Origin of the sequence: Pseudodesulfovibrio profundus (assembly GCF_900217235.1) — a bacterium.
GTDB classification, from domain to species: Bacteria; Desulfobacterota; Desulfovibrionia; order Desulfovibrionales; family Desulfovibrionaceae; genus Pseudodesulfovibrio; species Pseudodesulfovibrio profundus.
Window position 1 is genome coordinate 1,771,862 of record NZ_LT907975.1, and the last position, 14,493, is coordinate 1,786,354.

At 57.0% G+C, this 14,493-nt stretch carries 13 protein-coding genes; 9 read left to right on the forward strand and 4 right to left on the reverse strand.

The window, feature by feature from the left end; translation table 11 throughout:
* Positions 1 to 76: 76 nt before the first annotated feature.
* From DPRO_RS08470 to DPRO_RS20665, 5 genes are all read left to right on the forward strand, one after another.
* On the forward strand, positions 77 to 2,266 hold the full coding sequence (locus DPRO_RS08470) for a molybdopterin-containing oxidoreductase family protein (RefSeq protein WP_173806772.1): 2,190 nt from the start codon (positions 77 to 79) through the stop codon (positions 2,264 to 2,266).
* On the forward strand, positions 2,266 to 3,015 hold the full coding sequence (locus DPRO_RS08475; protein ID WP_097011650.1) for a 4Fe-4S dicluster domain-containing protein: 750 nt from the start codon (positions 2,266 to 2,268) through the stop codon (positions 3,013 to 3,015). The genes DPRO_RS08470 and DPRO_RS08475 overlap by 1 nt, the downstream gene beginning before the upstream one ends.
* A complete protein-coding gene (locus DPRO_RS08480) occupies positions 3,008 to 3,727 on the forward strand; it encodes a formate dehydrogenase subunit gamma (protein WP_097011651.1) in 720 nt (239 codons plus the stop codon). The genes DPRO_RS08475 and DPRO_RS08480 overlap by 8 nt, the downstream gene beginning before the upstream one ends.
* A gap of 95 nt (positions 3,728 to 3,822) precedes the next feature.
* Positions 3,823 to 4,923 carry a rhodanese-like domain-containing protein gene (locus DPRO_RS08485; RefSeq protein ID WP_097011652.1) on the forward strand — a complete coding sequence of 367 codons (1,101 nt, stop codon included), beginning with the start codon at positions 3,823 to 3,825 and terminating at the stop codon, positions 4,921 to 4,923.
* 98 nt (positions 4,924 to 5,021) lie between these two features.
* Complete coding sequence (locus DPRO_RS20665) at positions 5,022 to 6,032, forward strand: rhodanese-like domain-containing protein (protein WP_271121200.1); 1,011 nt, start codon at positions 5,022 to 5,024, stop codon at positions 6,030 to 6,032.
* On the opposite strand, the gene DPRO_RS08500 is transcribed toward DPRO_RS20665, so the two are convergent.
* A complete protein-coding gene (locus DPRO_RS08500) occupies positions 6,029 to 6,661 on the reverse strand; it encodes a TorD/DmsD family molecular chaperone (RefSeq protein WP_097011655.1) in 633 nt (210 codons plus the stop codon). The genes DPRO_RS20665 and DPRO_RS08500 overlap by 4 nt on opposite strands.
* A gap of 110 nt (positions 6,662 to 6,771) precedes the next feature.
* On the opposite strand from DPRO_RS08500, the gene DPRO_RS08505 reads away from it, so the two are divergent.
* Entirely contained in the window at positions 6,772 to 7,068 is a 297-nt protein-coding gene (locus tag DPRO_RS08505) for a metal-sensitive transcriptional regulator (RefSeq protein ID WP_097011656.1), read from the forward strand.
* Between the two features lie 33 nt (positions 7,069 to 7,101).
* Positions 7,102 to 7,362, forward strand: a complete 261-nt coding sequence (locus DPRO_RS08510) for an EF-hand domain-containing protein (RefSeq protein WP_097011657.1) — start codon at positions 7,102 to 7,104, stop codon at positions 7,360 to 7,362.
* 84 nt (positions 7,363 to 7,446) lie between these two features.
* Here DPRO_RS08510 and era read toward each other — a convergent pair whose 3' ends face one another.
* From era to DPRO_RS08525, 3 genes are all read right to left on the reverse strand, one after another.
* Positions 7,447 to 8,355 (reverse strand): GTPase Era, encoded by a 909-nt coding sequence (era, locus tag DPRO_RS08515; protein ID WP_097011658.1) that lies wholly within the window; start codon positions 8,353 to 8,355, stop codon positions 7,447 to 7,449.
* Between the two features lie 126 nt (positions 8,356 to 8,481).
* A complete protein-coding gene (locus DPRO_RS08520) occupies positions 8,482 to 8,901 on the reverse strand; it encodes a DnaJ family domain-containing protein (protein WP_097011659.1) in 420 nt (139 codons plus the stop codon).
* Between the two features lie 109 nt (positions 8,902 to 9,010).
* Positions 9,011 to 10,450: a sigma-54 dependent transcriptional regulator gene (locus DPRO_RS08525; protein WP_097011660.1), complete on the reverse strand. Its 1,440-nt coding sequence runs from the start codon at positions 10,448 to 10,450 to the stop codon at positions 9,011 to 9,013.
* A gap of 265 nt (positions 10,451 to 10,715) precedes the next feature.
* On the opposite strand from DPRO_RS08525, the gene DPRO_RS08530 reads away from it, so the two are divergent.
* Both DPRO_RS08530 and DPRO_RS08535 read left to right on the forward strand, forming a co-directional pair.
* Complete coding sequence (locus tag DPRO_RS08530; protein ID WP_097011661.1) at positions 10,716 to 12,803, forward strand: glycosyltransferase; 2,088 nt, start codon at positions 10,716 to 10,718, stop codon at positions 12,801 to 12,803.
* A complete protein-coding gene (locus tag DPRO_RS08535) occupies positions 12,784 to 14,451 on the forward strand; it encodes a glycosyltransferase (RefSeq protein ID WP_097011662.1) in 1,668 nt (555 codons plus the stop codon). The genes DPRO_RS08530 and DPRO_RS08535 overlap by 20 nt, the downstream gene beginning before the upstream one ends.
* Positions 14,452 to 14,493 lie beyond the last annotated feature (42 nt).

The following is a 14,493-nucleotide window of genomic DNA, read 5'->3' on the forward strand; positions in this document are numbered from 1 at the left end:
GACGATATGCTGCCGCACCGGTCTGGCTATTCTCAAAAGGATCACCTTCGAGACTTTTGAACGCCGGAGGCAAACAGTGTCCGATCACAAAATTTCCCGCCGCGACTTCTTCAAGGCTTCGAGTCTTTTTGCGGCTTCAGCCGTAGGTGGCCCGGCAGTGCTGGGTGGCCTGAAAAAAGCACAGGCGGCTCCTGTACAGGCTGCCCCCTGGGAATCCAGGTTTTCCGCCTGTGATATGTGCTTCAACAAATGCGGTCTCATCGCCCGCGTGGAAGACGGGGTGGTCAAGAAACTTGACCCGAATCCGAAGTTCCTCAAATCACGCGGCATGTTATGCGCCCGCGGCAATGCGGGCATCCGTCAGGTCTATGACCCGGACCGCCTGAAATACCCCATGCTCCGAAAAGGTGCCCGGGGTGAAGGCAAATGGCAGCGCATTCCATGGGACGAAGCCCTGGATATGGCTGCGCAAAAGATGCAGGAAGTACGCGAAAAGTACCTCCCCTGCGGCCATCTGTTCTCTGCCGGAACCGACCTCCATACACAGTTCGTGGGCCGCTTCGCCGAAGTATACGGCTCATTCAATGTGACATCCCACGAATCCCTGTGTCTGGTCTCCAACAACCGCGCCTTCCTCGACACATTCGGCGAGGTGCCCTTTGCCGACGTGCTCCATTCGAAATACGTCATCATGTGTGGTGCCAACCGCTTTGAAGCGTTGGTCACACCGGACTCCATGGACCTGATGACCGCCATGCGCGAGCACGGCTGCAAGCTGGTCACCCTTGATCCGCGTTACACCAAGACCGCGGCCCTGTCCGATGAATGGCATCCCATCAAGCCGGGAACCGACATGGCCTTCATGCTCGCCCTGGCCCACGTCATCATCCATGAGAAGCTGTATGACCCGCAGTGGATTGCGGAAAAGACCTACGGCATCGAGCAGCTTGCCGAACACGTCAAACAGTACACCCCGCAATTTGCCGCGGAAGAATGCAATATTCCGGCGGAAGATATCGCCCGCATCGCCAGAGAATTGGCGGCCGCGGCACCGTCGGCCATGATCTACCCGGGTCGACGCAGCTCCGACTACGAAGACTCCACCCAGATCAGGCGCGCTTTTGCCATCGTCAACGGCCTGCTCGGCAACTGGGACCGTCCCGGTGGCCTGCTGGCCGCCCGAGCAGTGGGACTCAAGGGCGTTCCCTATGATGCCCCCTGGTATGACGACAACCATTTCGAGCGCGTGGACGGCAACAAGGTACCCATGATGTTCGAGCATGAAGGCTCGTTCCTCATCACCCGTGACGCCATTCTCGCCGACGATCCGTACGAAATCCGCGGCTGGCTGGTCTACAAGACCAACCCCATGGGTACGGCCCCCAACCGGCAGAAAACCATCGAGATGATGAACAAAATGGACTTCATCACGGTCATCGATATCGCCATGTCCGACACGGCATGGTTTGCCGATCTCGTGCTGCCGTCCCAGTCCTATCTGGAGCGCTACGATCCCTGTTCGGGATTGCAGGGCTCAAGCGCCTGCGCCTGCGTGGTCAAACGCGACCCCGTTGTCGATCCGCTGTACGAATCGCGGCCCTGTTTTGATATCATGAAAGACCTGGCCAACCGGATGGAGCTTGGCGAATACTTCGACTTCACCATCCCCGAGTACCGTGAGAAGCAATTGGAAGAACTGCCGCACGCCGAGGAAATTCTCGACCGCGACGGCGTCTACTACAACCCGTCCAAGGTCTACGGCATCTATGAGGGCAAGGTGTACAAGACCCTGTCCAAGAAGATCGAGCTGTACAACCAGCGATACGAGAAGATGGGCATCGACCCGCTGCCGAGCTACACACCGCCGGTCAAGGTCCCGAAAAACCAGTTCCGGCTGATCATCGGCCGCGACGCCATGACGACGCAGTCGTCCACGGCCAACAATTCACTGCTCAACGAGTTCAACCCCACCAACACGCTGTGGATCAACACGGCCAAGGCCCAGCAACTGGGCATCGCCAATGGCGAAACCGTGGTTGTTTCCAGCCCGGTGGGAACGCAGGAGCTGCAGGCCGAGGTCACGGACCGTATCCGCGAGGATGCCGTCTACATGCTCACCGGCTACAACACCCTGTCCACCATGCAACATCTCGCTCACGGCAACGGGGCGTCCATCAACGAGCTTCTGGTCGATGACTATGACACCGTGACGGGCAACGCCTCCATGCACACCACGTTTGTCACCGTAACAAGGAAGGTGGCGTAATGGCACATCAACTGGCAATGGTCATCGATGCGACCAAATGCATCGACTGCAAGGGATGCGTCGCCGCCTGCAAGGTGGCAAACGACGTACCCGAAGGGCAGTGGCGCAACTGGATCAAGGTGGACGAAACCATACCGGCTCCAGGCCTCCTTCCCAAGCGCAAGGCACGCTTCCAGCCCGGAGCCTGCATGCATTGCGATATTCCGTCCTGCGTTGACGCCTGTCCGACCGGCGCAACCTACAAGAATATCGACACCGGCGAAGTCATCATCAACGAGGACCTGTGCATCGGCTGCGGCAACTGCATTCCGGCCTGCCCATACGGGGCGCGCTTCCGCAATGAGCAGAAGCGCAAAGCCGACAAGTGCAACTACTGCCCGGAACGCCGCGCACAGGGCATCCCTCCGGCATGCGTAGACACCTGCCCGACCAAGGCACGGGTATTCGGCGACATCAACGACCCGGAGAGCGAAGCCGGACGTCTGTATCAAAAAAACAAGGACAGCCTGAAGCGTATCATCGCCAAAACCGAGACCATGCCCAACATGTACTACCTCGGTGATCCCGGCGTGACGGACTGGGCTGGCGAAGCGGTCATGCCCGCTTCCATGCTCGCCATGAAGGAGAGCGCGCCGTTCATCAAGGGTATCGTCGGCCTTTCGGGCCTTGGTGTTCTGGCCATGCTGGCCCGCCAACTGTTCGTCGATTCGCCTGAAGAAACGAGCGGCAAGGAGGACTCCGATGCCTAAAATCATGCACAAACGACACGACAAGTCAGATATCTTCATCCACTGGTACAACGCGGTTTGCTGGATTCTCCTGCTGGTCACCGGCGTGGGGCTTATCCAGCACCAGGCCATCGACCCGTTCGGGTCCGGCTATCCCGAGGCATTGCGCAACATGGTCGGCGGCGGGGGCAACCTGCTACGCATCCATGAGGGCATCGGCCTGGCCTGGATCGCCGGGTTCATCATCTATCTGATCATCAACTTCAAGGGCGCCATGTTCTTTCTTTCCGAGGTCTTTCCTGTCTCCATCGGACGGGACATGACCTGGATGTTCAAGAAGATGGTCCTGATGACACTGGGGCCCAACGTCCTCAAGAAGATGGGCGTGGACCCGGAACTGCCGGATCAGGGATTTTACAACATGGGACAGAAAGCCTTTGCCCAGGCCAGTGTGGTCGGTGGTGTGGTTATCGCTGTTACCGGCGTGATCATGTACCTGTCCGACCGCTCTTTCGGGACGGAAGCCACCGGTCTGGTCAGTTGGTCCATATTCATCCACTTCATCGCAGTGGGGCTGGTCTTTGCCGGTCTGCTGGTACACGTCTACATGGCTGCCATATCCAAGGAGGAACGCCCTGGATTCAAGTCCATGTTCACCGGTGTCGTGCCGGACGATTATGCCAAGCATCACCACCGCCTGTGGTGGAACAAGGTCAAAGCCGGGGGCAAGTAGCCCACCGGAGAAATATGGTTCTATTGAATGGGTTTTGAGCGGCGGCGAGGGGCTGGCCGTGAAAAACAGCAACAATCTTAGGAAGGGAGTGTGTTATGCACAAGCGATTACTTGCCGTCTTCATGATGATGGCACTGACAATGACAGTCATGGCCGGGGCGGCCGCGGCTGAAGAAGGCAAACAGCCGACGTTCAAGGAATTCCATTCCATCGTTGACTACAAATACGTGGCGAAATACGCCAAGATGCCAAAGCCCAACGGGGTCATGATCGTTGACTCGCGCCCCTACAAACCGAAATTCGTTGCCGGTTACATCCCGACTGCCGTGTCCATTCCGACCAGCCAGTTTGACAAGATGACCGACCTGCTGCCCGCAAACAAGGATGACCTGCTCATCTTCTATTGCGGCGGTTTCAAGTGCGCTCTCTCCCACAAGGCGGCATGGAAAGCAGAGAAGCTCGGCTACACCAACGTCAAGGTTTACGCCGCCGGTTTCCCGGATTTCAAGAAGCATCATCCGTACTACTCCATCGGTCTGGAGACCCTTAACGACATGATCGCCAACGGTGATCAGTACGCACTGGTCGACGCTCGTCCGTACAAAAAGTATCTGTCCGGTGCCATCCCGTCCGCCATCGGTATTCCCGAGCGCGAATTTGCCGACAAGCGCGGCATGCTGCCCGTGGACAAGGCCGGAACCGCACTGGTCTACTACTGCGGCGGTTACAAGTGCGCTCTGTCCCACAAGTCCGCCATCAAGGCCCGCTACCTTGGCTACAAGAAGGTCATGGTCGCCGAAGCCGGCTACCCCGGCTGGAAGGAAATGTTCGGCGGTGCTGACGCCGTGCAGGTCAAGGCTGGCGCAATGGAAGGAGCCGTGGATACCGAGTGGTTCCTGGCAACCATCAAGAGCAACCCGGACGCCATCACATTGATCGACGTTCGCGACCCGGAAGAATACGCAGCCGGTCACTTCCCGTCCGCCATCAACATGCCTGTCGACATGGTGGAAAAGAAGGCCAAGGAAATCCCCACGGACAAGCCCATCGTCTTCTCCTGCGCCACCGGTGCACGAGCTGGCGAAGCCTACTACCTGTTCATGGATCTGGTGCCTGATGCCAAGAACGTCTACTACCTTGAAGCCACCAACGACTTCAACGAAGACAATACCTATGAAGTACATCCCAACAAGTAGGGATTGACCATTAACCGCGGGATTGGAGGTCGGACTCCGGTTCATCTCCCACCCTCCGATCCCGCATCCTGTTGCACAAGACAGGGCAAGGAGCACGCATGATGAAAACTACTTCCTCCATTGTAGTTGTGCTTCTTGTCCTGTGTCTTTTTCTTCCGAATGCAGCCCGATGTGCGGACGAAGAGATATGGTGGGAATCGGCGCGGGAGGAAGCCGATAAAGAAGGGTACAAGCTCATCAACACCAAGGAACTGGCCGAAATTCTCGATTCAGACTCCACCGCCATCATTGTTGATGTACGTGCGGATTATGAATTCATGGCCGGCCACATCCCCGATGCCGAGAATATGGAGTTCGACCTCGGTGACCGGATGGGACTTTCCGACGAGAAGCGAACCGCTTTCACGGAGTTGATAGGTGGCGACAAACAGCGTCGGGTGATCATCTACTGCCGGAGCTTCAGGTGACTGCGCTCCAGCATTGCGGCGCACTGGGCAGTGCGTCTCGGATACACCGAAGTCTATCGGTATCCCGGCGGGTTTCACCGCTGGCAGGAAACGCATCCCGAACAGGTGGTAGGTGATGATTCAGCCAAGAAGGTTCTGGCAGTGGGCGATCTGTTCCCCGACTGTCGAGTGGCGGTGCTCAACGGCGAGGATGACCGAGAATATCTCGGCCTGCCGCCGGGAACACGCTGGCTGTCTCTCTCGGACCTCAAGGCAAAGTTTGTTCTTATCCAACTCTACAACACCCTGTGCAGCGACTGTGTGGCCGAAACAAAAATGCTCACCCGCTTCTTCCGCAAGGTGCAGGCTGACGCGTTTCTGGCTGACAATCTCAAAATCATCGGCCTCGGCGTGTACGACACCAACCGGGATGTGGTGCGCTTCAAGAAACACTATAACGTACTGTATCCGCTCTTTTCGGACAGTCACGGACAGATATTCGAATGCCTCGGACAGGCAGAACTGCCCCTGGCCTATCTGGTGCGATCCCAGGGCGATGGCACATGGATCATTGAATTGGTGAAACGAGGATACTTCGAACCGGACGACACGTTCCTTGATACGCTGCGGGGCGCCATTGAAACGCCGATAACCGCCGATTAAGTCCTGACGGTCTCAAGGACGGCGACCATGCACCGCGTGGCAGCCGCAAAGACCGCATGGGGATGACCGTCGGCAAGTCTGGCATCGAAACGGCGCACCCAGGCTAGCATATCGCCTGCGAAGACTCGGCCCTGCGCTTCCAGATCGGAACGGTCTTCCGCCCAACCATGGGCGAGGAGATGGTAGAGATATTCCAGCTCAAGGGAGAGGTGATCCGGCGGTTCGTTGGACGGAAGGTCCACTTCGAGTCCGGCCTCGCTTAGACGATGCTGCATGGCAAGGGCTGCGTCGCCCATGACGGCCGGAGTATCGCCTTCGTAACAGGATTCATAAAGCGGTGCGACAACGCCGCCCCGGCCTGCGACGAAAAGGCGAACGTACTCGGACTGAACATCCTCAATGATTTCAGGCGAATCAGACATGGGCAAAATAGCGGCTTGCAGTTTTTCAATATGAGCCGTAAGGTGCCCGGTGGTTTTCGGAGGCCGTGCGGCCAGTTCGGGAACCGCCTTTTCGGACAGCATTGTCCATCCGCTGGAATCAGGACCACGGAATATGGCGGCCAACAGTTCGATGACATTGAGTATATAGAGCCGCTTGTCGCGATCGACGAGTTGATTGACGGGCATGGGATGCCTCCTTTGTCCTCTGATATTAATACCCTGCGAGGGTACGGTAAAGCCATGTTTTCGGCAACACTATACCGCCCGCAACATGCCATAGCTGTGAGGAGATGGCGATGAACACTGCAGCGAGTAAAATGGAACAGGAAGCGATAAAGAAAAACGTGCTCTCGCGCATGAAGCGCATTGAAGGGCAGGTTCGTGGCATCCAGGGCATGATCGAAAGCGGCAAGGAATGCGAAGATATCCTTGTTCAGGTTCGGGCTGTTCGCTCGGCCCTGCAATCGGCCAACAAACTCATCCTGAAGCGCTATCTTCTGAAGTGCCACGCCGATTCGCTGGAAAACGGCGAATCCCACGATGAGTCCCTCGAAAAATTCATCAAGGTCCTGACCGGATTCCTTGACGGATAGGAAACTATCAGCAGACCACAACGGATATAGAATATGAAACACCTACTGATGACCATCTGCCTGATGGCAGCCTTGGCCATGCCTGCAATGGCGGACACCAACTACGACGTTTGCTTCAGCTCCCTTGATATCGACGGGAACGGCTCCATTTCAAAAAGCGAATTTCTCATAGCCTTCTCTGATGGCGACATGGGGCTCTTCGACGAAGCCGACGGTAACGAAGATGGTGACGTCACCCATGAGGAATGGGAAGAATTCAAGGCCGGTAAGGGTTTTGAGGAAGGCGACGCATAAAGCGAGCCTTTCAGCGGTCCACAGAAAAAGCGGTGCCTTGAACCAAGGCACCGCTTTTTTGCGTCTATAAACAATAATTACAGCTTACTCGCCAAGGCCCATGGCCCGCAGGAATCCCGGGTCCTCGGTCCAGCCGGAGCGGACCTTCACCCATAATTCCAGGTGCACCTTGGAATCCAGCAGTTCCGAGATTTCCTTGCGCGCCTCGGAACCGACCTTCTTCAGGTTGGCGCCCTGCTTGCCGATGATCATGCCCTTGTGGTTTTTCTGAGCCGTGTAGATGACCGCATTGACCAGAATCATGTCCGGTCGGGACTCCTCATCCCACACTTCGATCTCAACAGCGGTGGTATAGGGCAGTTCCTGACGAAGGGAGTAGAACAGTTTCTCGCGAATGATCTCGGAAGCCATGAACCGTACGGGCGCGGTTGAGATCTGGTCCTCGGGGAACATGGGCGGTCCCTCGGGGATGATGTCCAGAATCTTGGCCTTGAGTTCATCGGTTCCCTGTCCGCGCAGGGCGGAAATGGGGATGAACTCGGCCTCGGGCCACAGCTCGCCCAGCTTGGCCATGACGGGCAGCATGGTCGGCTTGTCCTTGACCCGATCGACCTTGTTCACGGCCACCAGCACGGGACGGCCCGTTTCTTTTACCGGCTTAACCAGCGGCTTGATTTCCTTGTCCAGGAGGTGCGGCTTGGCTGCGTAGAGGGCAGCATCAATCAGCACGACCACGGCATCGGCCGAGGCCAGGGCATTCCATGCGGACTCCAGCAGAAAGCGGTTCATCTTGCCGCGCAACTGGTGAATGCCCGGGGTATCAAGAAAAACGATCTGCGATTCATCATCGGTGTAGATACCACTGATGCGATTTCGCGTTGTCTGCGGACGAGGGGAGACAATGGCCACCTTCTGTCCGATATATTGATTCATGAGCGTGCTCTTGCCCGCATTGGGCGGGCCGATGAGCGCGACGGTTCCGAATTTGTGCATATTATGCCTCGCTTGTGGGGCGTACCCCGATAATTGGACGGTCCTGCGGGACCGCGACGCAACGCCTAGCCCCCTTTGCGACAAAAGGCAACACCACTGCTGCCTCTAGCCCGTATTTACCAACGATCATCTGACCGTTTCATCCTTGCTTTCACTCTGTCCGAATCGCTCTTCAGCCAGCCGGACCTTCTCGACAATCAGCCGGTAATACTCATCCGTGGGATCAAGATTCACCGGTCTTTTCCGCCGTTCATTCATCTTCAGTATCATGACGTCGAGCTTGCGCATCTGCTGATACCGTTCCTTCTCGGACTCCATGTGTTCCAGCAGATCAATAGCTCGGACGATTTCCCGCTCTTCGGCAATCTCCGCCGGGATATAGCCGGAATTCTTGAGGATGCGATAGGCCATGCGCAATTCAGCCGGGAGATTTTCTGTACCGTCTGGCTTGAGCGGCTCGCCCTTGCCTTCATAGTCGTCGAGTTTTCCCTCTTTGATGGCCCTTCGGATGTGGTCCTCGGCAACAATCTGAGAATAGTTGAACATGGCACCATCTTCCACACACGTGGTTCATTTGTCAAAGGCGGGTACGGATAATAACGACGATACGCGGGAGAAAGGACTAAAGATCAGCCATTCGGCAGACAGGGCAGACCTAAACCTCAACGCCCTGCTTCTTGTACTCATTGAGCTTGTTGCGCAGGGTGCGAACCGAAATACCGAGGAGTTCGGCGGCGCGAGTACGGTTGCCTGTGGTCTCCTGCAGGCTCTTGAGGATAAGCCGCTTCTCCATTTCATGGATGGGCATGACCGACATGGCTTCGGCCGGAGTGGAGGGCGGCGGTGCAGCACTGGCAGCCTGCTGATCCGCATCAACCGAGGCCAGATCGTCAGGCGTCCACTGCTCATCGCCCATGAGAAAGTGCCTGGGCTGGATGGGGCCGGCTCCGGCAAGGAGGACAGCGCGCTCCATGAGGTTCTGCAATTCGCGCACGTTTCCGGGCCACTCGTAGGACATGAGCCATTTTTTGGCTTCAGCAGTGAAAGCGAGCTGTCCGAGCCCATAGGTCGCCGAAAACTTGGCAACAAAAAAATCGGCCAGCAGCACCACATCTTCACCACGTTCCTTGAGAGCAGGCAGCTTCAGCGGGATGACGTTAAGGCGGTAGAACAGATCCTGACGGAACTTGCCTTCGTTGACCGTGCCTTCAATGTCGCGGTTGGTGGTGGCGAGCACGCGCACATCCACATTGACGGTCTCCACTCCGCCCACGCGGTCGAATTCTGACTCCTGCAACACGCGCAAGAGCTTGGCCTGGAGGCCGAGATCCATCTCGGTTATTTCATCGAGCAGGATGGTGCCGCCATCGGCCAGCTCGAATTTGCCGAGCTTGCGATTGATGGCACCGGTGAACGCCCCTTTTTCATGGCCGAACAGTTCCGATTCCAGCAGATGCTCAGGCAGAGCGGCGCAGTTGATGGCGACAAACGCCTTGTCTGCACGATCCGAATTGTGGTGCAGGTACCGGGCAAACATTTCCTTACCCGTACCGGACTCTCCGGAGATAAGTACCGTGGCCTTGGATTTGGCCACCTGTTTGGCAAGGGCGAGCACCCGAAGTACGGCGGGGTGCCGACCAATTATCTGAAATTTAGAGGCAGCGCCCGGCGTTGTCATGGAGGAAGGAACAGCCTGGGCAACAGGCTTGGCTGCCGGCTCGGGTTCCGGTGCCGGTTCCGGCTGCGGCTCAGGCAAAATGAGCTTGATTTTATCCCAGACCAGCGGTTCGAGCCAGAAATCGCGAGCGCCCAACTCCAGAAACTGCGTGGCTTCTTCTGCGCTTCCTGTGGCGGAAAAGACAACTATCGGGGGAAATCCTTCAATGGTCTGGGCCTGCTCCAGTAACGCCCGGGCATCAAAACCCTGTAACTTTGGTCGGCAAAAGACAATGCAAGGGTTTGATTTCTTGATAAAACCAAGGGCACCGGTCAGATTGTCGGCCAAGCCCGCCTGCAACCCTGCCTCCTTGAGAGTAGGGAAGATGGCGGTGACGGATTGTGGTTCCGCGATGAAGAGTACTGTTTGAGCCGACATGATTCATCCCTATTACCGGTAAGTTGAGATGTTTACAAGGGGTTCGCTCTTTTGTGTCGTTTACGCTCTCCTGACCGTGGATTTACCGGGTCTGGAGCCGTACACAGTCGATATCGACACAGTTCCGCGTCATACTTTGGAATAGATAACAGCAAATAACCTCCCAATATATATACTGTTTCAAATCGTTTCTTTAATCGTTGCTTTTCTTGCCCTACCCTGAGCCGTCTGCTATTTCTCAAAGGCTGAGGTCAACAACACTATCATGATACGCAACGCAATTCCCGTTTTCTGCTACCACAACGTCAGCGAGGTGGACAGCCACTCGCCCGATCTGTTCCGTGAGCATCTCGACGCCATTCAGGACGCCGGATACCGCACCATATCATCCCGCGAACTGCTCTCGGTGGTTCGTGGCGAAATGAAAGCCCCCCGCAAGGCCGTGGTTCTCACCTTTGACGACTGCCATATCTCCAACTGGCTCACGGTCGTACCTGAACTGGAAAAACGGGATATGACCGGCACCTTTTTCGCGCTCACCGACTTCACGGTACCCGGGGCCATCCGTACATGGGATGACGCACCGGGAATGCGCATCATGCCGGATGTATTCCGTGCCGCCCACGATGGGGACTATAGTCAATTCATCAATGAATCGGAACTGAGGGCCATGCTCGACAAGGGCATGGAAATATTCTCCCACGGGGGCCGTCATCAGGGGACCTTTGTCGATCTTTCGCCCCACTGGGCTCACTGGGTCTCACACACCGTCTACCCTGATCAAAGCAAGCCCTGGCCCACGTTCAAAGCGGGCAGCGCCTATGTTCATGACGGATTCTGGCCCCGTATTTCCGAAGACGGCGCTCTCAATTTCGTCACCCGCTCGCCCGAAGAGCGAATCCGCTTCTGCCGGGAGGATTTCCGCAAGAGCTTCGAGTGGATACGTGACCTCAACGGCTATGACGAGCAACTCTTTTGCTGGCCCTGGGGACAATTCGACAATGATGCCGAAGGAGAACTCAAGAAGGCCGGATTTGCCGGGGCATTCACGCTGGAGCGCTGGGTGAACACCAAGGGAACCGATCCCTACCGACTCAACCGCGTTGGTGTTGCCAGAAGCAAAAGTGGTAAGTGGGTGCAATCGCGTCTGCGCATGTACGGCTACGATCCCACTGCCCGCGTTTTCTTTAAATTTTACCGGAAAAAACCGGAAGTGAAGCACGTTCTGCTCGCCACGGATTCCAAAAAAGGCTCAGGCGGCAGTCGCCAGCTCATCAACAACGCCCACGCCTTGACGGATATGGGCATCCGCTGCTCGGCCATTCTCCACCCCGAGTCGCCTCTGGTGGCAGAACTGGAAGCTCTGGGTGTCACCGTACATACCTTTGACCGGTTCAAAAAATATATGGCCGCCGGACGATTCCTCAAGAAGATCGCCCGGGAGACCCATGTGGACGTGGTCCATACTTTCCACAATCGTGCCTACAAGATGGGCGTCATCGCCCGACTCATGGGCGGCGGGTTCAAACTGTTCATCAACCGCGGCGTCATCTCCCGGCCCAACGATATTTTCTTCCTGTGGACCGCCCTGTCCAACGGGGTGATCTGCAACTCCATGCAGTGCGCCGATGTGCTTCGCAAGCACCGGGTCAGCGAAAAACGGCTGAACGTGGTCTACAACGCCTACAACGGCCCGGATTTCGGCGACCCGAAACCGCGCAAGAAACGGGGCGTCCGGTTCATTTATGTCGGCAATGCCGCCCAGATCAAAGGGTTCGATGTTTTCCTCAAGGCGGCAGCCCGTTTCTGTGAATCCGGCTCTGCACAGGATGTGGAGTTTGTGGGTGTGGGCGTTGAAAAACGCTACATGAATCGCTTCAAGGACGTGCTGACTCCTGAAGTGGAGCAGCGACTGCACCTGACCGACGTCATCCCCCATGCCGATGTGCTGGAGGAGATGCGGTTCAGCGATGTCATTTGCGTGACCTCGCGGCTGGAAAGCTTCCCCAACACCCTGACCGAAGGGTTCAATCTCGGTCTGCCGGGACTGTGCACCGATGTAGGCGGCATCCCCGAAGTGTTGCACGATGGGCTGAACGGCTACCTGTGTGCCAGCGAGGACGCCGACTGCCTGGCCGAAAAAATGCGTCTGCTGGCCGACGATCCCGAAAAACGGTACACCATGGGTCTGGTGGGCCGCGCCGTGGTCCGCAATCTGCTCACTCCAGCGCTCAAGGGACGCAACCTGATGCGCGTTTACATGGGAGAGCAACTCAACGAACCGCTGCCCGTGGCACAACTGACCGACACACTGGACCTGCCGGAGAACCCCTATGAAGGATCGCCCGACTGATACGCTGACCGCCCTGTGGACACAGCTTCCCAAAGAACTTCGTGAGCGCCTGCTGCTTGGCTTTACCGGCAAGCGGCACCTGCTTGATATAGCTGGGTGGTGTCTGGGGTCCGGCAACAATGGTCTGGTGCCCATCGCTACGGACGCACTCCTGACAGCCTTTGCTGAGAACCCCCTCGATGGCGAGATGCTCAGGGAACTGTTGAGCCACGACGTCATTCGAGGCATCCTGCCTGCCCCTACTGTCACCCTTATGCATGCGGTTGCCTCCTCATGGACCCAACCGGCGAATACCGGCTATCTGGAACGGTTGCTGGCCCAGCGCGACATGGATAAGCTCAAACGGTACCTGACCGGCTCCGCTGAAAAAGAACCCGATAATCTATTCTGGGCGCAACAGGCGGTCACCTACGGACTTATCGACAACGACCCCGCATGGGTTGCGTCCGTTCTTTCGATCCAATCGGATGCGCTACCGGACGAGGCAAACACGATAATTCAGGGCCGCATAGCCGTAATGGCTGGCGACCACGATACCGCTGTTCGTCATTTCCAGTCACTCGGCCCCGGCTTTGGTCCGGTCTTTCCCGCCATGCAGTCCGGCCTTTCCCTGATCCGTCAGGGAGACCACGCCGCAGGCAATCTGCTTCTGATCGACTGTCTTGGGCAGTCGCCCTGGAACGCCAACCTGTTGCTTGGCCTGCACGACTCTCTCACGGGGCGCAACCGGGAAGCCCGGCCGCTGGACGGTTCCGTGGCAATACTGCTCTATACCTGGAACAAGGATATAGAGATTGACGCCACCCTTCGCTCCCTCTTCGATTCCAATCTAACCGGCGCTTCCATCGTTGTTCTTGATAACGGCTCAACAGACTCCACCGCCTCAGTGCTGGAGTCGTGGCAGACGCGATTTGAGAATCGACTGGGACACAATCGCTTCACCGTCATCACCCTGCCCGTCAATATCGGTGCTCCGGCTGCCCGCAACTGGCTCATGCACGACGAGCGGGTGTCGGCCCATGATTTCATCTGTTATCTGGACGATGACGTGATCATGCCTGCTGACTGGCTGCATCGACTGGGCGCAGCCGTGCACCGCTATCCCGAAGCCGGTGTGTGGGGATGCAAGGTCGTTGATCACCACAACCCCATTCTGATCCAAAGCGGGGACAATCACCTCATGGTTCCGGATGAGCCGCTTTCACCGGACCTCTCGAGCCCGACGCCCAATCCGTTCAAGCTTTCCGACCTCCACATCCAGACAACGGATCAGGGCCAATTCGACTTTGTGCGCCCCTGCGCATCGGTTACCGGGTGTTGTCACCTTTTCCGAACCAACACGCTTCTCGACTCAGGCGATTTCGCCATCCATCTCTCGCCCACCCAATATGATGACATGGAGCACGATCTGCGTTTGTGTCTGAGTGATCGCTTTCCGGTCTATCAGGGGCATCTGACCATCCGGCACAGGAAACGCACCGGCACGGCGTCGCATACTTCAAGTCAGGAAGAGGGCAATGCGCTGGGCAACAAGTACAAGATGCAGACTATGCACACACGGGAAGAACTGCGAGTTGCCATGCACAATGAACTGGCGCTGTTGGAGAAGGATATCCTTGAAAAAATGGCGCTCATCGAGCAGATGTGAACAGGACACTTCACCGCCTCTTGCCAAACGGTCGCAACCTCC